Source organism: Rhodoferax sp. GW821-FHT07G04, from assembly GCF_059418585.1.
In genome coordinates this window covers 191,160-212,067 of the sequence record NZ_JBWKQD010000005.1, presented here as the reverse complement: position 1 = coordinate 212,067, position 20,908 = coordinate 191,160, and the positions used below count along the sequence as shown (strand labels likewise).

16 protein-coding genes are annotated in these 20,908 nt (G+C 61.7%); 9 read left to right on the top strand and 7 right to left on the bottom strand.

The genetic code is table 11. The annotated features are described in order from the left end of the window. Positions 1-38: 38 nt before the first annotated feature. The 3 genes from AC07OO_RS22170 (at position 39) to AC07OO_RS22160 (ending at position 3,270) form a co-directional block, all read left to right on the top strand. Positions 39-1,307 (top strand): D-amino acid dehydrogenase, encoded by a 1,269-nt coding sequence (locus AC07OO_RS22170; RefSeq protein WP_495084320.1) that lies wholly within the window; start codon positions 39-41, stop codon positions 1,305-1,307. 122 nt (positions 1,308-1,429) lie between these two features. After that, on the top strand, positions 1,430-2,653 hold the full coding sequence (locus tag AC07OO_RS22165) for an MFS transporter (RefSeq protein WP_495084319.1): 1,224 nt from the start codon (positions 1,430-1,432) through the stop codon (positions 2,651-2,653). Continuing rightward, complete coding sequence (locus AC07OO_RS22160; protein ID WP_495084318.1) at positions 2,650-3,270, top strand: helix-turn-helix transcriptional regulator; 621 nt, start codon at positions 2,650-2,652, stop codon at positions 3,268-3,270. Before AC07OO_RS22165 ends, AC07OO_RS22160 begins: the two co-directional genes overlap by 4 nt. Here the strand turns inward: AC07OO_RS22160 and AC07OO_RS22155 are convergent. Further along, on the bottom strand, positions 3,257-5,545 hold the full coding sequence (locus tag AC07OO_RS22155; RefSeq protein WP_495084317.1) for an ABC transporter substrate-binding protein: 2,289 nt from the start codon (positions 5,543-5,545) through the stop codon (positions 3,257-3,259). The two genes, AC07OO_RS22160 and AC07OO_RS22155, sit on opposite strands and share 14 nt — an antisense overlap. Before the next feature lie 178 nt (positions 5,546-5,723). Beyond that, the gene (locus AC07OO_RS22150; protein WP_495084316.1) at positions 5,724-6,638 is read right to left on the bottom strand and encodes a LysR family transcriptional regulator; all 915 of its coding nucleotides are present in this window, start codon (positions 6,636-6,638) and stop codon (positions 5,724-5,726) included. A gap of 112 nt (positions 6,639-6,750) precedes the next feature. On the opposite strand from AC07OO_RS22150, the gene AC07OO_RS22145 reads away from it, so the two are divergent. Then, on the top strand, positions 6,751-7,401 hold the full coding sequence (locus AC07OO_RS22145) for an FMN-dependent NADH-azoreductase (RefSeq protein ID WP_495084315.1): 651 nt from the start codon (positions 6,751-6,753) through the stop codon (positions 7,399-7,401). Positions 7,402-7,411: 10 nt separating this feature from the next. Here AC07OO_RS22145 and AC07OO_RS22140 read toward each other — a convergent pair whose 3' ends face one another. After that, positions 7,412-8,386, bottom strand: coding sequence for a GlxA family transcriptional regulator (locus tag AC07OO_RS22140; RefSeq protein WP_495084314.1), 975 nt, complete (start codon positions 8,384-8,386; stop codon positions 7,412-7,414). Positions 8,387-8,486: 100 nt separating this feature from the next. Between AC07OO_RS22140 and AC07OO_RS22135 the strand changes: the two genes are divergently transcribed. Further along, on the top strand, positions 8,487-9,098 hold the full coding sequence (locus AC07OO_RS22135; RefSeq protein ID WP_495084313.1) for a DJ-1/PfpI family protein: 612 nt from the start codon (positions 8,487-8,489) through the stop codon (positions 9,096-9,098). A 24-nt stretch (positions 9,099-9,122) separates the two neighbouring features. Here the strand turns inward: AC07OO_RS22135 and AC07OO_RS22130 are convergent, their stop codons facing one another. Genes AC07OO_RS22130 through gcl form a run of 4 tightly spaced genes read right to left on the bottom strand, consistent with a single transcriptional unit; the run spans position 9,123 to position 14,001 of the window. Further along, positions 9,123-10,421, bottom strand: coding sequence for a glycerate kinase type-2 family protein (locus tag AC07OO_RS22130; RefSeq protein WP_495084312.1), 1,299 nt, complete (start codon positions 10,419-10,421; stop codon positions 9,123-9,125). 30 nt (positions 10,422-10,451) lie between these two features. Beyond that, entirely contained in the window at positions 10,452-11,384 is a 933-nt protein-coding gene (glxR, locus tag AC07OO_RS22125) for a 2-hydroxy-3-oxopropionate reductase (RefSeq protein ID WP_495084311.1), read from the bottom strand. A gap of 23 nt (positions 11,385-11,407) precedes the next feature. Next, complete coding sequence (hyi, locus tag AC07OO_RS22120; RefSeq protein WP_495084310.1) at positions 11,408-12,187, bottom strand: hydroxypyruvate isomerase; 780 nt, start codon at positions 12,185-12,187, stop codon at positions 11,408-11,410. A gap of 38 nt (positions 12,188-12,225) precedes the next feature. After that, entirely contained in the window at positions 12,226-14,001 is a 1,776-nt protein-coding gene (gene gcl / locus AC07OO_RS22115) for a glyoxylate carboligase (protein WP_495084309.1), read from the bottom strand. 134 nt (positions 14,002-14,135) lie between these two features. Here gcl and AC07OO_RS22110 point away from each other — a divergent pair, with 134 nt between their 5' ends. The 4 genes from AC07OO_RS22110 to AC07OO_RS22095 all read left to right on the top strand — a co-directional run bounded on the left by AC07OO_RS22110 (position 14,136) and on the right by AC07OO_RS22095 (position 20,891). Beyond that, positions 14,136-15,044, top strand: coding sequence for a LysR family transcriptional regulator (locus tag AC07OO_RS22110; RefSeq protein WP_495084308.1), 909 nt, complete (start codon positions 14,136-14,138; stop codon positions 15,042-15,044). A 51-nt stretch (positions 15,045-15,095) separates the two neighbouring features. Next, positions 15,096-18,014, top strand: a complete 2,919-nt coding sequence (locus AC07OO_RS22105) for an HD domain-containing phosphohydrolase (RefSeq protein ID WP_495084307.1) — start codon at positions 15,096-15,098, stop codon at positions 18,012-18,014. A 35-nt stretch (positions 18,015-18,049) separates the two neighbouring features. Beyond that, positions 18,050-19,252 (top strand): 3-oxoadipyl-CoA thiolase, encoded by a 1,203-nt coding sequence (gene pcaF, locus AC07OO_RS22100; protein ID WP_495084306.1) that lies wholly within the window; start codon positions 18,050-18,052, stop codon positions 19,250-19,252. 124 nt (positions 19,253-19,376) lie between these two features. Beyond that, a complete protein-coding gene (locus AC07OO_RS22095) occupies positions 19,377-20,891 on the top strand; it encodes a serine hydrolase (protein WP_495084305.1) in 1,515 nt (504 codons plus the stop codon). The last annotated feature ends 17 nt before the right edge of the window (positions 20,892-20,908 follow it).

Here is a 20,908-nt window from a genome sequence, read left to right as displayed (position 1 = left end):
ACATTTCAAACTACACGTGTTTTGGAAGGGTTGTGGGCATGAAAGTCATCGTCTTGGGCAGTGGTGTGATCGGTACGTCCGTGGCCTATTACCTGGCCAAATCCGGGCACCAGGTCGAGGTGATTGACCGCCAGGCCGGCCCTGCGCTGGAGACCAGTTTTGCCAATGCGGGCGAAGTGTCGCCCGGCTACTCTTCCCCCTGGGCCGGACCCGGTGTGCCGGTCAAGGCCATCAAGTGGCTGCTGATGCGCCACAGCCCGCTGGTGATCTGGCCGGTGCTGGATCCGAACATGTGGCGCTGGGGCCTGTCCATGCTGGCCAACTGCACCGAGAAGGCCTACGCCATCAACAAGAGCCGCATGGTGCCTATTGCCGAGTACAGCCGCGATTGCCTCAAGGAGCTGCGCGCCGAGACCGGCATCGCCTACGACGACCGCGCGCAGGGCACGCTGCAGTTGTTCCGCACCCAGGCGCAACTGGACGGCATCGCCAAGGACGTGGAAGTGCTCAAGGACTACAAGGTGCCGTTCGAGGTGCTGGATCGCGAAGGCTTTGTCAAAGTGGAGCCTGCACTCAAGCTCACACAAGACAAGTTTGTTGGCGCGCTGCGCCTGCCCGGTGACGAGACCGGCGACTGCTTCAAGTTCACCAACCGACTGGCCGAGATGGCTCAGGCCTTGGGCGTCAAGTTCCACTACAACACCAGCATCGATGGCATTGAGGCGGCCGGCGGCAAGATCACCGGTGTGCGCACCAGTGCTGGCACACTGACGGCCGACCACTATGTCACCGCGCTGGGCAGCTACACGCCCAAGCTGGTGAAACCACTGGGCATCCACATCCCGGTCTACCCGGTCAAGGGCTACTCCATCACCGTACCCATCACCGATGCCAATTGCGCGCCCGAATCCACCATCATGGATGAGACGCACAAGGTGGCCGTCACCCGCCTGGGTGACCGCATCCGCGTGGGTGGCACGGCCGAGCTGGCCGGCTTTGACATGACGCTGCGCGAATCGCGCCGCGACACGCTGAACCATGTGCTGACCGATCTGTTCCCCAAGGGCGGCGATTTGTCCAAGGCCACCTTCTGGTGCGGCCTGCGCCCCATGACGCCGGATGGCACACCCATCGTCGGCCGCACGCCCTACGCCAACATGCTGCTGGCCACTGGCCATGGCACGCTGGGCTGGACGATGGCGGCCGGTACGGCCCGGGTCATTGACGATTTGGTATCGGGGCGCACTCCGCAGATCCCGCTGGATGGTTTGGGGATGGACCGGTATCCGCGGGCTTGGCGCGGCTAGCGCGGGCAACCGCGTCCGGGCCACAAAGGCCCCGGAGCCAGCGTTGATATGTAAATGTTTTTATTGACATATCGGGCGCCAAAGCGATATATTTGTAAGCATAAAAGTTTACAAAATAGTCCATGCAATCCGCCCTGCTCATAGCCGCCGCCTGCCTGGTGGCCTTCCTCTCCACAGTGGGCGCCGCCCTACCCTACCCCATCTTGCCGCCGCTGTTTGCCGCGGACGCCGCCAACAGCCTGAACCATTTTCTGGGGCTGCCTCCCAAGCTACTGTTTGGCATAGCGCTGGCCATCAACCCGGTGGGCCTGCTGATTGGGTCTTCACTGCTAGGGCCGCTGTCTGACCGCTATGGCCGGCGGCCCATGCTGCTGATCACCGCGCTGGGTGCCGCTGCAGGCCATGCTGTCACGGCCATCAGCCTGCTGAACCAGTCATACCCGCTGTTCATCGTGGCCCGGTTTGCCACCGGGCTGATGGAGGGCAATGCCAGCGTGGCTCGCGCGCTGCTGGCCGATGAGCTAGAAGGCCCGCTGCGGGTGCGGGCCTTTTCGTGGCTCAATGGCGCGCTCTATATGGGTTGGCTCGCCGGCCCCCTGCTGGCTGGTTTGACATTGCACTGGGGCGTGACCGTGCCTTTTTGGGTGGCGGTGGTGGCCTTGGTGGTAACGGCTGCCGTCAGTTGGGTGGCCATACCACGCAAGCACACCAGCAACGCCAGCACCAGCTGGTGGCAGGTGGTGCAGCATGAGCATGCGCTGAAGCTGCTGAAGCATACCGAGCTGCGCACTCTGTTGGCCGTGCAACTGGCACTGACCTGTGGCGTGACGGCCTTCTACGAGTTCTACCCCCTATGGCTGGTGGAGGTGACCCACTTCGATGCGCAGGGCATTGCCTGGGCCACGGCCGCGCTGTGCGCGACGATGACGACTGCGTCCATCTTTGCCGGCCGCGTAGTACGCAGCCAGCCGCTACAACAGGCCAGCCGCTTCGCGCTGATGATTGCGCTGTGTATTGCGGCCGTGGGCCTGGGCGGCCCCACGCTGGGTCTGCTGGCCATTGTGGTATTTGGCGTGCCCAATGCCTATTACAACGCGGTGATGCCGGCCTGGTGCGCCGAGCGTTATGGCCACCTGGGCCAGGGCGCCGTCATGGGCCTGCTGTCAACTATCTTCTGCCTGGCCAATATCCTGATGGCCGTGCTGGGATCGGTGCTGACACTGATCGACACACGGCTGATTCTGCTGTTGGGTGCGGGCCTGACAGCTTGGGCCGCATGGCGCATCAGCCAGTGGAGCCAGGCACCGGACTTGGCCCCACCAGCAGCCGAGGGTGCGCGTCCATGAACACCGGTGACCACATTCTCTTCCTGCTGAAGACCCGCGGCCCCAGCACGGCGCAGCAACTGGCCGAGCAATTGGAGCTGACTTCCATGGGTGTGCGCCGCCATCTGGAACAAGGTCAGGAGAAGGGCCTGCTGCTCACCGAAGACCGCGCCGACAAGGTGGGCCGCCCGGCTCGCTATTGGCTGCTCAGCGATGCAGGCCACGCCCGCTTTCCAGATCGGCACAGCGAACTTACCGTCCAACTCATCGATCAGGTACGCATGCTGTTCGGTGAGGCCGGCCTGGACAAGCTGATCACCGCGCGCGAACAGCAAAGCGAAGCCAGTTACCAGGCCCGCATGGCCGACAGCAAAACCCTGTCGCAAAAGGTCGCCAAGCTGGTGGCTGCACGGGATGCCGAGGGCTATATGGCGGAAATGGAAAGACGAACCGACGGGAGTTTTCTATTGATTGAAAACCATTGCCCGATTTGCGCTGCCGCCACGACCTGCCAGGGCTTTTGCCGCTCAGAGCTGGATGTGTTTCGCCGCACGCTGGGGGCTGGCAGCCAGGTGGAGCGTGTGGAGCACGCGCTGGCCGGCGCACGCCGCTGCGTCTACCGCATCACACCTGTGTAGACACTGCTGCGGGCTGTATATCGGGGGCCAAGGGTGCCGTCACGGGCAGCAGCAGCGTGAAGCAGGTACCCTTCCCCTGGGTGCTCATCACCTGCACGTTGCCGCCCAGGCGGTCATGCACCAGGTTGTAGGTAATGTTGAGCCCCAGGCCACTACCGCCCTGGCCCAGCTTGGTGGTGAAGAACGGGTCGAATACCCGCCCCAGGTGGGCCGGTGGAATGCCAACACCATCGTCGGCCACCGTCATTTGCACGCGGTCTTTATCCAGGCGCTGGGCGGTGATGGTCACGGTGCCGTTTTCGCGGCCCTCAAAGCCATGGAACAGGGCGTTGTTGATCATATTGGTCAACACCTGGCCCAGGGGCCCGGGATAGCTTTCCATCATGAGGCCATCGGGTATGTCGGTCAGCACCCGGTGCGTGGTCTTGCGGATGCTCGGACCTACCGTCAGCATGATTTCGTCCACGGTATGGCGCAGGTCAAACCGGCGGCGGTTGGTGCTGGTCTGGTCCACCGCCACCTGCTTGAAGCTGGTCACCAACTCTGCGGCGCGGCGCAGGCTGCGCATCAGGATGTCGGTACCCTCGCGTGCGCTGGTGACAAAGGTCTCCAGTGCGCTGCGTGTCAGGCCCTTGGCGACATCGGTCTCAAACCCTTTCACATAGTTTTCCATCGTGCTGGCCACGGTCAGGCTATTGCCAATCGGTGTGTTGAGCTCGTGGGCCACACCAGCCACCAAGGCGCCTAGCGATGCCAGCTTGTCCGCCTGCACTAGGCTGGCCTGGGTTTGCTTGAGGCGGTCTATCGTGGCCACCAGTTCCGCGGTGCGCTCGGTCACGCGGGTTTCCAAGGTTTCGTTCATCTGGCGCAATTGTTCTTCCTGTTCGCGCCTTGCCGTGATGTCGGCGTGCGTGCAGACCATGCGCACCGGTTTGCCGGTAGCGTCACGGCTGACCACGCGGCCGCGGTCCACCACCCACATCCAGCTACCGTCTTTACACAGGGCCCGGTGTTCCGTGGTGAAAACGTCAGTCTTGCCCGCGAAGTAATCTAATAGTTGCGCCTTGACCAAGGGCACATCGTCGGGGTGCACGCGCTGCTCCCAGCCATCCACTCGGTCCGGCACGTCTTCACGGCTGAAGCCGTGCATGGCCCGCCAACGCTCGGAGTACAACACGGTGCCGCTGGGAATGTCCCAGTCCCAGACGCCGTATCCCGCGCCCTCCAGTGCGAACTTCAGTCGTTCTTCGCTCGCCTGTATGCGGGCCTGCGCCAACCCGCGCTCCCTGGCCAGGCGCTGCAAGTGCACCCACCACGCCGCTGCAACCAAGACCGCAACCGCCGCCAACCCCCAGTACAGCCAGCGCAGATCGGGCCGCGGATCGGGGTCGTATATGAATCCCTGCAAGGAGACATTCTTGGGCAGCATGCCCAGATCCGAGTAGACGCTGCCAATATGCTGCCAGCGACCGGGGTTCATGTAGCCGATCTCCACCAGCACCGGCTGCACCAGCGCATTCATCTGCCGCGCCTCGTACAACAAGTGCTCACGGGTGTTGCGCTTGGAATACTTGGAGAGGATCAGGTCGACAATCTCCTCCTGGTGCGACATCGCATACTGCCAGCCGCGCAGACTGGCCTGCCGGAAGGCCTTGACGCGCTCGGGGTGGGCAGCGATCTCCCGTTCGCTGGTGAACAGGTTGTCGCCATAAAAGTCAATGCCGGCCGAACGCGGTGTGTAGGCCTGGTAGGCAAAACCTTTCTTGTCCAGGTAATCCGTCTCATTGGTTGCATAGGCCGAAAAGCCGTAAACCTTGCCGTTGATCAGGTCATCGGGGTTGAAGCTGTGTTCGACCTTGGTGAAATCGCTAACCGAGATGCCTTCTTTCTTCAGGTAGGCCACCAAGTCTTCGGACTGTGCGGCGAGCATCACGCGCTTGCCCTTGATGTCGTGTATGCCCTGGGTAGGACCGGTTTGCGGGGCCAGCAACACGTAAGGAGAATGCTGGAAGATAACGCCCAAAACCACCACCGGCTTGCCGGCTTGGCGGGCCAGTAACAGGCCGCTACTGCCTACCCCAAACTGGCTGGCGCCGGAGAGCACGTTGTCCAGCGGCTCATCTCCAGTATGGCCTTCGGCAATGCTGACGGCCAGACCCGCATCACGGTAGTAGCCCTTTTCCAGCGCAGCGTAGTAGCCTGCAAATTGGAACTGGTGCAGGTACTTCAGTTGCAGATTGATAGAGTCCAGCGCATAGGCGACGGGACTACCCAAGCCGGCAAGCACCAAACCCAGGATCGCAATGGCCCGGCAAGCAATGCGCGCAAGCCGTGGAGTAAATAGGTCCAATTGAACGCCTCCCGCACAAGGACAAATTACCTACGTTTCCGGCCGCAGTATGCGCCAATTGGCAGCACAGAGATAGCCCCCGCCCCACCCACTCCGTCGGCTGTTACATCTTGCGGGGCAAGCCTTCCGCCGTGATGGACTCCCCCAAGAAGTCCAGAAAGGCTCGCACCGCCGGCACCATACCGCGCCGCGTGGGATACACCGCATGGAAGATGCCGGGTGTGGGGCTCCAACCGGGCAAGACTTCCACCATGCGGCCCGTTCGCAGGTCTTCCTCGCACATGTATTCGGGCATGAAGCACATACCGACGCCCCCTGCGACGGCAAAGTGCAATGTGGCCAGATCGTCTGCGCAGTAGCGCGGCTGGTGCACCAGGGTGTGGGTCTGGCCTGCGGGACCTCGCAGCACCATCGTGGCTTTGCCGTCTACGGCCGACATGGCCACGGTGTCCAGGCCAGCCAGTTGCTCCGGGTTGGTTGGCCGCCATTGGCGTTGCAGTTGCAGGGGGCTGGCGACCAGCAGTGTGCGGCTTCGGCCAAAATTCTTGATAACCAGGCTAGCGCTGTCTTCCAAACTGGTGCGCACGCGCAGCGCCACGTCGAAGCCCTCTTCGACCAGATCCACCACACGGTTGCTGACGCGCATGTCGATGCGCACCTGGGGGTAGCGTGCCATGAATGGGGCAATCAAGGGCCCTATGGTGCCCAACGCCAACGTCAGCGGACAGGCCACGCGGATGGTGCCGCGCGGCTCGGTCTGCACGTAGTCCACTGCCTCTTGCGCCGCCTGCGCTTCGTCGCGCATGGCGCTGCAATGGCGCAGGTACAGATTGCCCACCTCGGTCACCGACAACTTGCGCGTGGTGCGCTGCAGCAGCCGCACCCCCAGGCGGCTTTCGAGCTGGGCCACACGGCGCGAGAGCTTGGATTTGGGCAAACCAAGGCGGCGTGCGGCGGCGGCGAAGCCCCCGCAATCCACCACTTCGGCGAAGTACAGCATGTCGTTCAGGTCTTGCATATTGGCTCAATTGTTCTATTGATAGAACAATTTAATGCATTTATGCCGACTTATCAAACACTGGCGCAAATATGACAATTATCCCCACAGCACAACCCTTTAAGGACAGACCATGAAACTCTTGCACATTGACTCCAGCATCACCGGCGCCCAATCCGTATCCCGCCAATTGACGCGCGATATCGTGAACACCTGGACGACCGGCCACCCCAACACCACCGTGGAGTACCTGGACCTGGTTGAAAACACGCCCAACCACCTATCGGCAGAGTCCCTGGGCTTTCGCCTGCCCGCAACCAGCGCCGATTTGACCGAAGGCCAGCGCCGTGAGAACGCCGTATCGGAAGCTCTGGTATCGCAGTTTCTGGCGGCAGATGTGGTCGTCATAGGTGCCCCGCTGTACAACTTCAGCGTGCCCAGCCAGCTGAAGTCGTGGATCGACCGTGTGGCGCAAGCCGGTCGCACCTTCACTTACACGGCCAACGGTCCCAAGGGCCTGGCCGGTGGCAAAACGGTCATCGTGGCGTCCACCCGCGGTGGTGTGTATTCCACCAGCGAAGGTGGCCGAGCCATGGAACACCAAGAGAGCTATCTGCAAACCGTGTTTGGCTTCCTCGGTATCACCGATGTGCGCTTTGTGCGCGCAGAGGGTGTAGCCATGGGCGAGGCCAAGAAGGCCGAAGCCCTGACGCTGGCCGCCGCACACATCAAGGCGACTACACAAGGCGCCGCCAACGAAGACCTGCGGGTGCAGGCAGCCTGAAGCAGCAGCCCTAGCCGAAGCGGGCGCGGTACTCGGTAGGCACCACGCCCAATTTGCTGGCAAAGGCACGGCGCAGGTTGTACTCGGACCCGAAGCCAGTTTGCCGCACCACCTGCTTGATAGACAGGTCGGCGCGCTCCAGCAAGGCGCAAGCCGTGTCCAGGCGCATGCGGGTCAAAAACTGAGCGGGAGTCGTGCCAGTTTCCTCCAGTAGTTTGCGGTGCAGCGTACGCACCGACAGGGCCATACCGTCGGCCATTTGCTCCACACCCAAACTTTGCTTCAGGCGGGGTTTGAGCCACTGGGTTAACTCGGCGGCAATGCCTTGCTCCGGCGCTTGCGCCAGCAGTTCCGAACTGAACTGGCGCTGTCCACCGGGGCGCTTCAGGAACACGACCAGGCGCTTCGCTACCCGCTGCGCGGCTTGGCGGCCCAGGTCTTCCTCGATGAGACTCAATGACAGATCGATCCCAGCCGTGATACCAGCCGAGGTGTAGACGCTGCCGTCTTTGACATAGATAGCGTCGTCCTGCACCTGCACGGTAGGGTAACGTTGCTGAAGCAGCTCGGCATCCTGCCAGTGCGTCACTGCACGTCTGTGCTCCAGCAAACCCGCTTGGGCCAGCACGAAGGCTCCGGTACACACAGCGCAGCAACGGGCAAGGCTTTGGTAGGCCTTGTCCACCCAGCGGATGCTCTGCGCATCCAGTAGCACTTGCTCACAACCGCGCCCCCCTGCAACCAGCAGTGTGGCACCGGGCATGGCGCCACGCGGCAGTCTTTGGGTCAGCACGCTCACGCCAGAGCAGGACCGGACCGCCCCTCCGCCCCTGGAAATCAGTGCAATGCGGTAAGGCTCGGGCAAGCCCGCGTCGCGCGCATCGTCGTTGGCGGTCGAAAAAACCTGCACGGGGCCGGTGGCATCCAGTAACAGGAAGTCGGGGTAGACCAATACCCAGATGTTGATGGGCTTGTGTTGGAGCATATTGGCAGATATTCAACCATGAATGTCATAACTGTCAATTGCACTGAATACATCATGGTGACTTCTACAGCCACTTTTTGCTTTTTTTTAAGGAGTCTGCATGACTACAACCCGCACGATTGGTATTTTTGGTTTTGACGACGTCGAACTGCTGGACCTGGCAGGTCCTTACGAGGTCTTTACCTGCGCATCCCGCGTCAGCGCTCGCATGCATCCCGGCACACCGACGCCATTCAAGGTTGTGACGATCGGCCAATCGATGGCGCCTATGCGCGCGCGCGCCAGGCTGGGCTTGCTGCCAGACACAGACTTCGCCAACCATCCCGCTTTGGATGTGCTGATCGTCCCCGGCGGCGTGGTCACTGCGGAGCTGGCCAAACCCGCCGTCATTGCCTGGATTGCCCAGACGGCCGCACACTGCGAGCTAACGGCATCCGTTTGCACTGGAGCCTTTCTGCTGGCGCAGGCTGGCCTATTAACGGACAAGCGCGCCACCACGCATTGGGAAGACATGGGGGATCTCAATGCCATGTTTCCGCAGGTTCAGGTTCAACCCCAGCGCCGCTGGGTGCGAGATGGCAATACGGTCACATCCGGTGGCATATCGGCCGGCATCGATATGTCACTGCACTTGGTGGAGAGCCTAGTGAGCCGAGAACTGGCCGTGCAGACTGCACGGCAGATGGAGTACACATGGAACGAAAGCGCCTAGCGCTGAGACTGTGGTCTTTGGCCGTTACGGCGCGTCGATCACAATGGCCCGGAAGTCGTTGACATTGGTCAATGTGGGTCCTGTGACCACGGCATCACCCAGCTTGCCAAAGAAGCCATGGCCGTCGTTGTCATTGAGGCTGTCGTTGGGTTTGAGACCCAGGGCGCGGGCACGCGTCAGGGTGTCGGGGCTGATGCAGGCGCCGGCGATTTCGGCTACCCCATCGACACCATCGGTATCGCCCGCCAGCGCATGAATGCGGGGATGCCCGCCCAATGCGATGCCCATGGACAGCAGGCACTCGACATTGCGGCCACCACTGCCCTGGCCGCGCAGTGTGACTGTGGTCTCGCCGCCCGACAACAGCACGCAAGGCGCTTGCACCGGCTGGCCGCGCGCAGCCACCTGCAGCGCAATGCCGGCCAGCACCTTGCCGACATCGCGCGCCTCGCCTTCCAGAGCATCACCCAGGATGTAGGCGCTATAGCCCGCATCGCGCGCAACTTTGGCGGCGGCTTCCAAGGCCATTTGCGGGGCAGCCACCATGTGGACTTCGTTGCGTGCCAGCCGTGGGTCGCCAGGCTTGATGGACTCGCCGCGGCTCGACTCCAACACAGCCCGCACTTCGGCCGGCAGTTCAATGCCGTAGCGTTTGACAATGGCGAGCGCATCCGCGCAATGGGTGGGATCGGCGACGGTGGGGCCGGAGGCGATGTTGATCGGGTCGTCGCCCGGCACATCGGATATCAGCAGCGTGATGACGCGGGCCGGATGGCAAGCCGCTGCCAGACGGCCACCCTTGATACCCGAGAGATGCCGTCGCACACAGTTCATCTCGCTTATGGTGGCGCCGGATTTCAGCAGAGCGCGGTTGACGGCCTGCTTGTACTCCAGCGTCAGCCCGGGCAGCGGCAAGGGCAACAAGGAAGATCCACCGCCCGAGATCAAACACAGGACCACATCGTCCGCTTTGAGGCCTTTCACCACACCCAAGATACGTTGGGCAGCAGCCAAGCCCGCCGCATCCGGAACCGGATGCGCGGCCTCCACAATCTCAATGCGTTGGCACGGTACGCTATATCCATAACGAGTGACCACCAGACCCGAAAGCGGCCCAGTCCAATGGTCCTCCACCGCACGCGCCATCGCAGCTGAGGCCTTGCCGGCACCAATGACAATCAGACGGCCAGTACCCAGGGATTCGGGTGATGGCAAATGGGGCGGCACACACAGGGCCGGCTGGGCACTGGCGATGGCGGCGTCAAACATGCGGCGCAGCAGCTCCCGCGCGGGTGATCCAGTTTGGGAAGAGTCAGCGGGCATGCGTGAAGGTTTCGGTTGGTTTGAACGGCTTCAGGCCACGGCTTGGCCTACCTCGAAGTTTGCCATCTTCTCCAAAGCCCGCACCATGGCCGAATGGTCCCAGGCCTTGCCGCCATGCGCAACGCAGGAGTTGAACAATTCCTGTGCCGTGGCCGTGTTGGGCAATGACACGCCCAGTGCCCGTGCACTGCTCAAGGCCAGGTTCAAATCCTTCTGGTGCAGCTCAATGCGAAAGCCCGGATCAAACGTGCGCTTGACCATGCGCTCTCCATGCACTTCCAGAATCTTGGAGGACGCAAAGCCCCCCATCAACGCCTGGCGCACGCGCGCGGGATCGGCCCCGGCGCGGGACGCAAACAACAGCGCTTCGGCCACGGCTTCGATATTCAATGCCACAATGATTTGGTTGGCCACTTTGGCGGTTTGGCCGTCACCATTGCCGCCCACCAAAGTGATGTTCTTGCCCATCAATTGGAACAAGGGTTTGATCCGCTCGAACACGGCTTCGGGCCCACCGACCATGATGGACAACGTGGCGTTCTTGGCGCCGACTTCGCCGCCGGACACCGGCGCGTCCAGGTAGTCGCAGCCCAAGGCGTTGATCTTTTGCGCAAAGGTCTTGGTGGCGATCGGTGAGATAGAGCTCATATCAACCACGACCTTGCCCACGCGCCCATCGGGGCCGGCGGCGGAATTTTTCAGGCCCGCGGCAATGCAGTTCTCGGCAAACAGCGCTGCCTCCACGTCGGGTGTATCCGGCACCATGATGAAGATGATGTCTGCCCGTTCGGCCACGCCACGCGAAGTCACGCACTGTGTTGCGTTGCTGTTGGCAATAGCTTCCGGCATCTTGCCGTGGGTGGACACAAAGAGTTGGTGCCCGGCGTTGATCAAGTGGCCGGCCATGGGCGCGCCCATGATGCCCAGGCCTACGAAGCCGATATTGAGAGGTTTGAATGTCATAACAGTGGATTTGCAATGCAGGTTTATTGGAGGAAGTGCTTGGCCCAGCCCAGGCCGGCCGCGGTTGTGGTCGCGGGCTTGTATTCGCAACCGATCCAGCCGGTGTAGCCCACGCGGTCCAGATGCTGGAAGAGAAACGGATAGTTGATCTCACCGGTGCCCGGCTCATGCCGGCCCGGGTTGTCGGCCAGTTGGATATGGCCGATGCGCGGCAGGTGCTGGGTGATGGTGGCCGCCAGCTCGCCCTCCATCCGCTGGGCATGGTAGATGTCGTATTGCACGAAGGCGTTGTCCGCACCCACCTCGTCCAGCAGGGACAAGGCCTGCGCTGTGCGGCTCACGTAAAAGCCCGGAATATCAAACGTGTTGATGGGCTCCACCAGCAGCCGCAGGCCCGCCTCCTGGAAGGCCTGCGCGGCGAACTTCAGATTGGCAACCAGCGTTTGGCGCAGCACATCGCCGTACACGCCTGCCGGCGCCTTGCCCGCCAGGCAATTGAGCTGCCCCACCCCCAGCACCTTGGCATAGCGAATGCCGGTGGCAACGCCCGTGCGAAACTCTTCGATGCGGTCAGGGTGGCAGGCAATGCCGCGTTCACCGGCATCCCAATCGCCGGCCGGCAGGTTGTGCAGGACCAAGGTCAGGCCATTGGCGTCCAGCCGCTGGCGAATGTCTTCCGCTGCAAAGGCATACGGGAACATGAACTCCACCGCCTGGAAGCCGGCCCGGGCGGCCAGCTCAAAACGGTCAAGAAAAGGCACCTCGTTGAATAGCATCGAGAGGTTGGCGGCAAAGCGTGGCATAGGTTTCTCCGGTGTCCAGTTATTTGTGCGTGAGGGCTTCAGTCGAACAAGCCGATGGCAGTGGGCGCATCTGCGGCGGTCAAGGCCAGTTCTTCGAATTCATTGATGGCGTCGATTTCAACACCCATTGCGATATTAGTCACCCGCTCCAGCATGACTTCAACCACCACAGGCACCTGGAACTCCGCCATCCAGTTGTTGGCTTGGCGGATTGCGGGGCCTATCTCTTCCTGCCGGTACACCCGCACAAACTTGCAGCCCAGCCCTTCGACCACGGCCTTGTGGTCCACACCATAGCCCTCCATCTGCGGGGCATTGATGTTGTCAAAGCCCAGTTGCACGCAGTAGTCCATGCTGAAGCCGCGCTGCGCCTGGCGGATCAGTCCCAGGTAGCTGTTGTTGACCACCATGTGCACGTAGGGCAGCTTGAATTGGGCGCCCACGGCCAGCTCCTCAATCATGAACTGGAAGTCGTAGTCGCCTGACAAGGCCACAATGGTGCGGCTGGGGTCGGCGGCGCGCACGCCAAGGGCCGCCGGTATGGTCCAGCCCAAGGGGCCGGCCTGGCCACAGTTGATCCACCGACGCGGGCCAAACACATGCAGGAACTGGGCTCCGGCAATTTGCGACAGGCCGATGGTGCTGACATAGGTGGTGTCGCGCGGAAAGTGGTTGTTCATGCACTGGTAGACGCGCTGCGGCTTCATGGGCATGGACTCGTAGTTGGTCTTGCGCAGCATCGTGCGCTTGCGCTCGCGGCACTCTTGCGCCCAGGCGCTGCGATCCCTGAGCTGACCATTGGCCTGCAGCTCTTTCGCAACCGCAATGAATTGCTGCAAGGCCGCCTTGGCATCGCTGACGATACCCAGGTCTGGGTTGAAGACGCGCCCGATCTGTGTGGGTTCGATGTCCACATGCACAAAGCAGCGGCCCTTGCAATACACCTCGGGCGAGCCCGTATGGCGGTTGGCCCAACGGTTGCCTATGCCCAATACGAAGTCACTGGCCAGCATCGTCGCATTGCCGTAGCGGTGGCTGGTTTGCAGGCCGCACATACCGGCCATCAGCGGATGGTCATCGGGGATGCCGCCCCAGCCCATCAGTGTGGGTATCACTGGCACCCCCACCAATTCGGCAAACTCCACCAGCAGATCCGAAGCGTCGGCATTGATGATGCCGCCACCCGCCACGATCAGTGGCCGCTCGGCGGCCTGCAGCATGGTGATTGCTTTGACGGCCTGTTGACGCGTAGCCGCCGGTTTGCTAACTACCATTGGTTCATACGAATCAATGTCAAACTCGATCTCGGCCATTTGCACGTCGAACGGCAAGTCGATCAGCACGGGGCCTGGCCGGCCTGAACGCATCAGGTAGAAAGCCTGCTGAAAGGCCCGCGGCACCTGTCCAGGCTCGCGCACGGTCACACTCCATTTGGTGACCGGCTTGGAGATCGATTCAATATCCACCGCCTGAAAGTCCTCCTTGTACAAGCGGGCGCGCGGCGCCTGGCCGGTTATGCACAGGATGGGAATGCTGTCGGCGATGGCCGAATACAGGCCGGTGATCATGTCCGTGCCAGCCGGGCCACTGGTGCCAATGCAGACTCCGATGTTGCCGGCCTTGGCCCGCGTATAACCCTCAGCCATGTGGGATGCGCCCTCGACGTGGCGCGCCAGGATGTGGGCAATGGACTGGCGCTCGCGCAGCGCCGCGTACAGCGGGTTGATGGCCGCGCCCGGCACACCAAAGGCCTGCGTGACCCCTTCCTTTTCCATGACCAACACCGCGGCCAATGCGGCCTTCATCTTTGCCATTACGTGCTCCTGTATTGCTTGCGACTGACACGCATGTTCGGTGCTGGCGGCTTTTGGCGGAAGCCATTGCCGGCGCATTATGTTTATTCCAAATTGGAATAGCACAGTGGTAAGGCTGTGGTTTACTCACCCATATGGACCGTATTCAAGCTCTGCAACTCTTTGTTCGCGTCGTGGATCTGGGCTCGTTCAGCAAGGCCGCAGCGGATCTGGGTATTGGCCAGCCGTCTGCAACCAAGATGGTGGCCTCGCTGGAAAAGCAGCTGGGTTCGCGCCTGCTGCACCGCACAACCCGTGGCGTGACACCCACGGAGATTGGCGCGCTGTATTACGACAAATGCAAACTGATTGCCCACCATCTGGAGGAAGCCGACTCAGTGGCCACCCTGTTGCAATCGCAGGTGCAGGGCGGCCTGCGCATCAGCACCTCGGTGGCATTTGGTCGGCGCGTGCTGGTGCCCCTGGTGATGCGCTTCATGCAGATGCACCCCAAACTGCAGATCGAGCTCAATTTTGAAGACCGCGTGGTCAACCTGGTCGAGCAGGGAATCGACGTGGCCGTACGCATGGGGCCGCTGGTGGACTCCACGCTGGGCGCGCGCTATCTGGGCGTCAACCCCTGGGTGATAGTCGCATCGCAGGCCTATCTCGACCGACGCGGGGTTCCTGCACAACCCACAGACCTGCTGCAGCACGATGCCCTGGTGTACAGCACGGTCCAGGGCGATGCGCGTTGGCACTTGGCGGGGCAACATGGCAAGCCAGTCACGGTGCCAGTGCATGGTCCGCTGCGCTCCAACAATCTGTCGGCGCTGCTGATGGCTACGCGCAATGGCATGGGCATCGCAGCCCTGCCCCGCTACGTAGCGCAAGAATCGTTGGACAGCGGTGCATTGACCGAAATCCTGGCCGACTGGAATCTGCCCTCGCAAGAGATCCATGCGGTCTATCCCTCACCCCTCTTGGTCCCCGCCAAGGTCAGCGGCTTTGTGGGCTGGTTGCAGAGTCAAATTGGTGACGCCTGGTGGGGATACCGGTGGTAGCATTTCTAGGCCCTACCCCACACACCCTGCCTACACCGTGACCAAGCCCCCATGAAGCGCCGCTACCCGCTTCACATCCACATCTCTACACTGTTCCTGGCCCTGATCGTCTTGGTCGGCGGCCTGATTGGAGGTTTGGGCTACCAACACAGCCGCGAGATATTGGAGACATCGGCCACCGAGCTGACCACCCGCATCAGCCGCGAGACGGCCAACAACCTCAAGGCCCTGCTGGCACCGGCCGAAATGGCCACCAACATGCTGAGCGTGCACCGGCTGACCCTGGCCACCACGCTGGAAGAGCGCATGCAAAGCCTGGGCTTTTTGCGCCAGGCCCACGCCGGGTCCAGTGCGCTGTCCTCGTTGTATGTGGGTTACCCCAATGGCGATTTCTTCTTTCTGCGCAAAATCCGCAGCGCGAGCGAACTCACAAGCTTCAATGCACCGCCCTCCACCCAATTCATTGTGCAAAGCATAGAGCGCGATGCCCAGGGCATGCGCGGAGAGTACCAATACCTGGACGCCGATCTCAAGTTGTTGCGGTTGGACACAAAGCCCGACTACGGCATGGGTTTCGACCCCCGTACACGCGGCTGGTTCAAAGACGCGCTGCAGTCTTCCGCACAGATCAAGACCACGCCCTATCTGTTTTTCTCCAACCAGAAGATTGGAACAACCCTGGCCAAACGCGCGGAACAGGGTGGTGGCGTGGTCGGTGCCGACATCCTGCTGGAGACGCTGAGCGAAACCATGGCACAGCAAAAGATCACGCCCGGCATGCAGGTTGTGCTGGCCGACGCCAAGGGATTTGCGCTGGCCTACGAGGATTTTGGAAAGCTGGTGCATGCAGCCCAGGCCCCCGGTGACAAGCCATCCCTGGTTCGCATGGACGGGCTGGGCGCGCCCGTGCTGGCAGCCCTGTTGCCCAGCGTGTACAACCTGCAGGGCACGCAGCCGCAGCACGCAAGGCTGACCGTTGACGATGCGCAGTGGCGCACATCGGTCACGCCGATTCTGCTGGAAGGTGCGGCACCGCTCTACCTGGTAACGGCCATCCCCGAGCGCGAACTGCTGGCAGTTGCGCTCACGTTGATTCGGCAGTCGATTGTGCTGACCGCGGTCATTATTGTGCTGGCCATTCCCATTACCTGGTACATGGCGCGCGGGATTTCGCATTCGCTGCGCGCCCTGGTGAGCGAGGCGGAGTCCATCCGCCACTTTGAATTCACCAAGCCCGTCACGGTATCCTCGCTGATTGTGGAGGTCGACGATTTGGCGACGACCATGCACAGCATGAAGCGCACCATACGCCGCTTTCTGGACATCAGTCTCGCGGTGGCCCGTGAAGAGAGCTTCGAACACCTGCTGCCGCGCCTGCTCGATGAAATGGTATCGGCGGTAGAGGCCAGCGTCGGCGTGTTGTATCTGTGCGATGCCGGCCAGTTGGCACCGGTCGTAGCCCGCAAGGCCGATGGCACAGATCTGGCTGCCGACTTCGCACGCATTGCAGAGGCTGCTCCGGGCACACTACTGGGCCAGGCCATTGCCGCCGGTCAGGCCCGCGCGGGCAGTTTCTCTGAATCGGAGGTGGCTCTGCTCAAACTGCAGGCCGCGTTGGCAACCCATACAGGGCGCCAAGCCCATGGTATCGCCGTACCCCTGTTGAATCGACAGCACCAATTGGTGGGCGCCATGCTGCTGGTGCGCGATCCCATACAAGATGAAGCCCTGATCAGCTTCGCGCAAGCGCTGTCCGTGCCGGCTGCCATTTCGTTGGAAAACAAGGAGCTGATCCAAGCCCAAAAGGATTTGTTCGAGGCCTTCATCCAACTCATCGCCAGCGCCATTGATGCCAAGAGCCCGTACACGGGCGGCCACTGCGCGCGCGTGCCGGAGTTGACCAAGTTGCTGGCACGGGCCGCCTGCGACAGCACTGAAGGTCCGTACGCGGACTTCTCGCTGAACACCCAGGAGTGGGAAACCGTCCACATTGCCGCATGGCTGCATGACTGCGGCAAGATCACTACGCCCGATTTCGTAGTCGACAAGGCCACCAAGCTAGAGACGTTGTACGACCGCATCCACGAAATCCGCATGCGCTTCGAAGTGCTCAAGCGCGATGCTGAAATCGCCATGTTGAAAGATGTGGCAAGCGGTGCGGATGCCGCCACCGCACACCAAGTGCTGCAAGATAAGCTGCAAGCATTGGACGACGACTTCGCACTGGTGGCCGCCAGCAATGTGGGCGGTGAATTCATGGATGCGCAAAAAATTGAGCGCTTGCGACACATAGGCCAACAAACCTGGCTGCGCACGCTGGATGATCGCCTGGGCGTCTCCCACGAAGAAGCGCAGCGCAAGGCGCAGACACCGGCGCAAACCCTTCCGGTACGCGAGTTGTTGCTGGCCGACAAGCCCGAGCATCTCTTTCCGCGGCGGGCCCAAGACATGATTCCGGAGGACAACCGCTGGGGCTTTCGTATGGCTGTGCCCGAGCTGCTGTACAACCGCGGCGAACTGCACAACCTGTGCGTGGCGCGTGGAACCTTGAGTACCGAGGAGCGCTACAAAATCAACGAACACATTGTGCAGACGCTGATCATGCTGTCGCAACTGCCTTTCCCCAAGCACTTGCGCCAGGTGCCGGAAATCGCCGGAGGCCACCACGAGAAAATGGATGGCAGCGGCTACCCCAAGCGACTCAAGCGCGAAGACATGAGCCCCGTGGCCCGCATGATGGCAATCGCGGACATCTTTGAGGCCCTGACCGCCGTGGACCGCCCCTACAAAAAAGGCAAGACGCTGTCGGAGGCTATTGCCATCATGGCGAAAATGCGGCGTGAAGCCCACATAGACCCCGACTTGTTCGCGCTGTTTTTGCGGTCCGGTATCTACCTGGAGTACGCGCACAAATACATGCGGTCCGAACAAATAGATGCCGTAGACATAGAGGCCGCGCTGCAAACCTGATATCCGCCCCCCATAGACGCCGAAAGATCCACTTCATGAACCAGGCATTTATCTGCGACGCCGTGCGCACCCCCTTTGGCCGCTACGGCGGCGCCCTGAGCGGTGTACGCACCGACGATCTGGCGGCCGTGCCGCTTACCGCCTTGATGGCACGCAACCCCGGTGTGGACTGGCAATCTGTAACCGATGTCATCTATGGCTGCGTCAACCAGGCCGGTGAAGACAACCGCAATGTGGCCCACATGGCCAGCTTGCTGGCAGGGCTGCCGCTGGAGCTGCCTGGCACCACCATCAACCGCCTCTGTGGCTCGGGCATGGATGCTGTTGGCACGGCAGCCCGCGCCATCAAATCGGGAGAAGCTACATTTATGATAGCAGGCGGAGTGGAGAGCATGAGCCGCTCGCCGTTCGTCATGGGCAAGGCCGAGACTGCGTTCAGCCGTTCCGCCCAGATGTACGACACCACGATAGGCTGGCGCTTTGTCAACCCCGTGATGAAGGACCGCTACGGCATAGACGCCATGCCCGAAACCGCCGAGAACGTGGCAACCGAATTCAAGATCAGCCGTGAAGACCAGGACAAGATGGCGCTGGCCAGCCAGCTCAAGGCCGTGGCGGCGCAGAAATCCGGCTTCTTTGATGCGGAGCTTACGCCAGTGCGCATCGCGCAGAAGAAGGATGACGCCGTGGTGGTGAGCAAGGACGAGCACCCCCGCGAAACCTCGTTGGAAGCACTGGCCAAACTCAAGGGCGCCGTTCGGCCAGATGGCAGTGTTACGGCGGGCAATGCCAGCGGCATCAACGATGGCGCCTGCGCGTTGCTATTGGCCAACGAAGTCGCCGCCCGGCAGAACGGTCTGACGCCACGCGCACGCATTGTGGGCATGGCCACCGCAGGCGTGCCGCCGCGCATCATGGGCATAGGCCCGGCCCCCGCCACGCAAAAGGTACTGGCGCTCACCGGCCTGAGCTTGGCGCAAATGGACGTCATCGAACTCAACGAGGCGTTTGCCGCCCAGGGGCTGGCCGTGCTGCGCCTGCTCGGTCTCCAGGACGACGACCCGCGCGTCAACCCCAACGGTGGCGCCATTGCGCTAGGCCATCCGCTGGGTGCGTCTGGCGCGCGCCTGGTCACAACAGCTGTCAACCAGTTGCATAGGACCGGGGGGCGCTACGCGCTGTGCACCATGTGCATTGGCGTGGGCCAGGGGATTGCAGTGGTGATTGAGCGGGTCTGATGCAGGTCATGCCACCCAAAATGCAGTCCGTCACGTGCGGGCTGCTTCCGGACCTAAGGTTCTCTACAGTGCGCAGCTTGCTTCTTTTGCGCAAACTGCATCACCCTACCCGGAGCTCCCCACCATGCATTTCACCATCCGCCCGAGCCAATGGCTGGTCCGCGCGAGCTGTTGGCTCGGCGCCTTGGCCGTGGCCACGACTGCTTACGCACAAACACCTGCTGCCAAACTCAATAACACCCCATCGCGCCAACTGCGCATACTGCTGGCGCAATACCAAGCCATCGGGCAACTGAACGGCGTGGTGCTGGTCGCCGACCATGGCAAGGTCGTCTACCAGGGTGCGTTCGGATTGGCCAACCGCGAATGGAAGGTTCCGAACAGTACAGACACGGCTTTCCGCATCGCGTCACTGACCAAGCAATTCACCGCCACACTGGTGATGCAACTGGTGGAACAAGGCAAACTCAAGCTGGAGGACACCATTGGCATGTATGTGCCGGACCTGCGGCCAGAAATTGGCAACACGGTGACCATCCACCAACTGCTGAACCACACATCAGGCATCGTCGACTATGCCAATTTCCCTGGCTTTTGGGAGAACCGCCTGGGTGCCAAAGTGTCCCGTGCGGAATACATGGAGATCATGAACCGTGATCTGGAGTTCGTGCCCGGCTCCACGGGCAAGTACAACAGTTCGGGTTATTACCTGCTGGGCTATGTGATTGAAAAGGTCACGGGCAAGTCCTATCAGCAAGCACTGGACGACATGATCCTGCAGCCGCTTCACATGGCGCGCTCTGGCTACGAATCTCCTGATCGCGTGGTGGACCGCAAGGCCACGGGCTACGTCAAAACGCCCGACGGCGGATACGAAAGCGCCGCACCGGTGCACACGGCCAATGGCTACTCGGCCGGAGGCATGTACAGCACCGCAGGGGACCTGCTGCTGTGGGACCGGGCACTGTACGGCACCACGTTGTTGTCCGCATCGGCCAAGCAGCGCATGTTTACCCCTTACGCCAAGGACGACGTGCGCCGCGACCTGGGCTTTGGCTACGGTTGGCTGGTAGGCACCCGCAAGATTGGTGGGCGTGACATCACGGTGCACGAGCACGGCGGCAACACGAATGGCTTTCGCAGCCTGATCACGCGGTTTGTCGATGACCAGCGGCTCATTGTCATCCTGCTCAACGACGGTGGCGGCACGATCACCCCTGCCATCTACAACATGTCCACAGCCATTACGAATGCCTTGTATGGCTTGCCAGTGACTGCACCCCAGCGCAGCCTGGCGGACTCACTCGCGCAGGCGATTGCTGCACAGGGCGTTGGCACTGCGCTGAAGCACTACCAGCAGCAACCCAAGGCCTTTCCGGCGGTCGAAGGTCCCAACGAACTAAACCTCCTGGGCTACCACTATCTGCTGAAAGGCCGCTTGCCAGAGGCGGTGGAAGTGTTCAAGCTCAATGTGGCCCTCTTCCCCGCCGACGGCAACGGCTACGACAGCTTGGGCGAAGCCTACGTAGCGCAAGGTGACACGGCACGCGCCACACTCAACTACCGCCGTGCGGTGGAACTGGACAGCTCCAACACCAATGCCGTGGATATGCTGCGCAAGCTGGAGCAAAAGAAGTAGAAAGAAACCGGACGCGG

What these genes read in the sequence shown, in the direction of transcription:
- AC07OO_RS22110 (WP_495084308.1), top strand. Translation starts at nt 14,136, where the DNA reads ATGGACCGTATTCAAGCTCTGCAACTCTTTGTTCGCGTCGTGGATCTG.
- glxR (WP_495084311.1), bottom strand. Translation starts at nt 11,384, where the DNA reads ATGACATTCAAACCTCTCAATATCGGCTTCGTAGGCCTGGGCATCATG.
- AC07OO_RS22150 (WP_495084316.1), bottom strand. Translation starts at nt 6,638, where the DNA reads ATGCAAGACCTGAACGACATGCTGTACTTCGCCGAAGTGGTGGATTGC.
- gcl (WP_495084309.1), bottom strand. Translation starts at nt 14,001, where the DNA reads ATGGCAAAGATGAAGGCCGCATTGGCCGCGGTGTTGGTCATGGAAAAG.
- hyi (WP_495084310.1), bottom strand. Translation starts at nt 12,187, where the DNA reads ATGCCACGCTTTGCCGCCAACCTCTCGATGCTATTCAACGAGGTGCCT.
- AC07OO_RS22145 (WP_495084315.1), top strand. Translation starts at nt 6,751, where the DNA reads ATGAAACTCTTGCACATTGACTCCAGCATCACCGGCGCCCAATCCGTA.
- AC07OO_RS22165 (WP_495084319.1), top strand. Translation starts at nt 1,430, where the DNA reads ATGCAATCCGCCCTGCTCATAGCCGCCGCCTGCCTGGTGGCCTTCCTC.
- AC07OO_RS22140 (WP_495084314.1), bottom strand. Translation starts at nt 8,386, where the DNA reads ATGCTCCAACACAAGCCCATCAACATCTGGGTATTGGTCTACCCCGAC.
- AC07OO_RS22095 (WP_495084305.1), top strand. Translation starts at nt 19,377, where the DNA reads ATGCATTTCACCATCCGCCCGAGCCAATGGCTGGTCCGCGCGAGCTGT.
- AC07OO_RS22170 (WP_495084320.1), top strand. Translation starts at nt 39, where the DNA reads ATGAAAGTCATCGTCTTGGGCAGTGGTGTGATCGGTACGTCCGTGGCC.
- AC07OO_RS22130 (WP_495084312.1), bottom strand. Translation starts at nt 10,421, where the DNA reads ATGCCCGCTGACTCTTCCCAAACTGGATCACCCGCGCGGGAGCTGCTG.
- AC07OO_RS22160 (WP_495084318.1), top strand. Translation starts at nt 2,650, where the DNA reads ATGAACACCGGTGACCACATTCTCTTCCTGCTGAAGACCCGCGGCCCC.
- AC07OO_RS22105 (WP_495084307.1), top strand. Translation starts at nt 15,096, where the DNA reads ATGAAGCGCCGCTACCCGCTTCACATCCACATCTCTACACTGTTCCTG.
- pcaF (WP_495084306.1), top strand. Translation starts at nt 18,050, where the DNA reads ATGAACCAGGCATTTATCTGCGACGCCGTGCGCACCCCCTTTGGCCGC.
- AC07OO_RS22135 (WP_495084313.1), top strand. Translation starts at nt 8,487, where the DNA reads ATGACTACAACCCGCACGATTGGTATTTTTGGTTTTGACGACGTCGAA.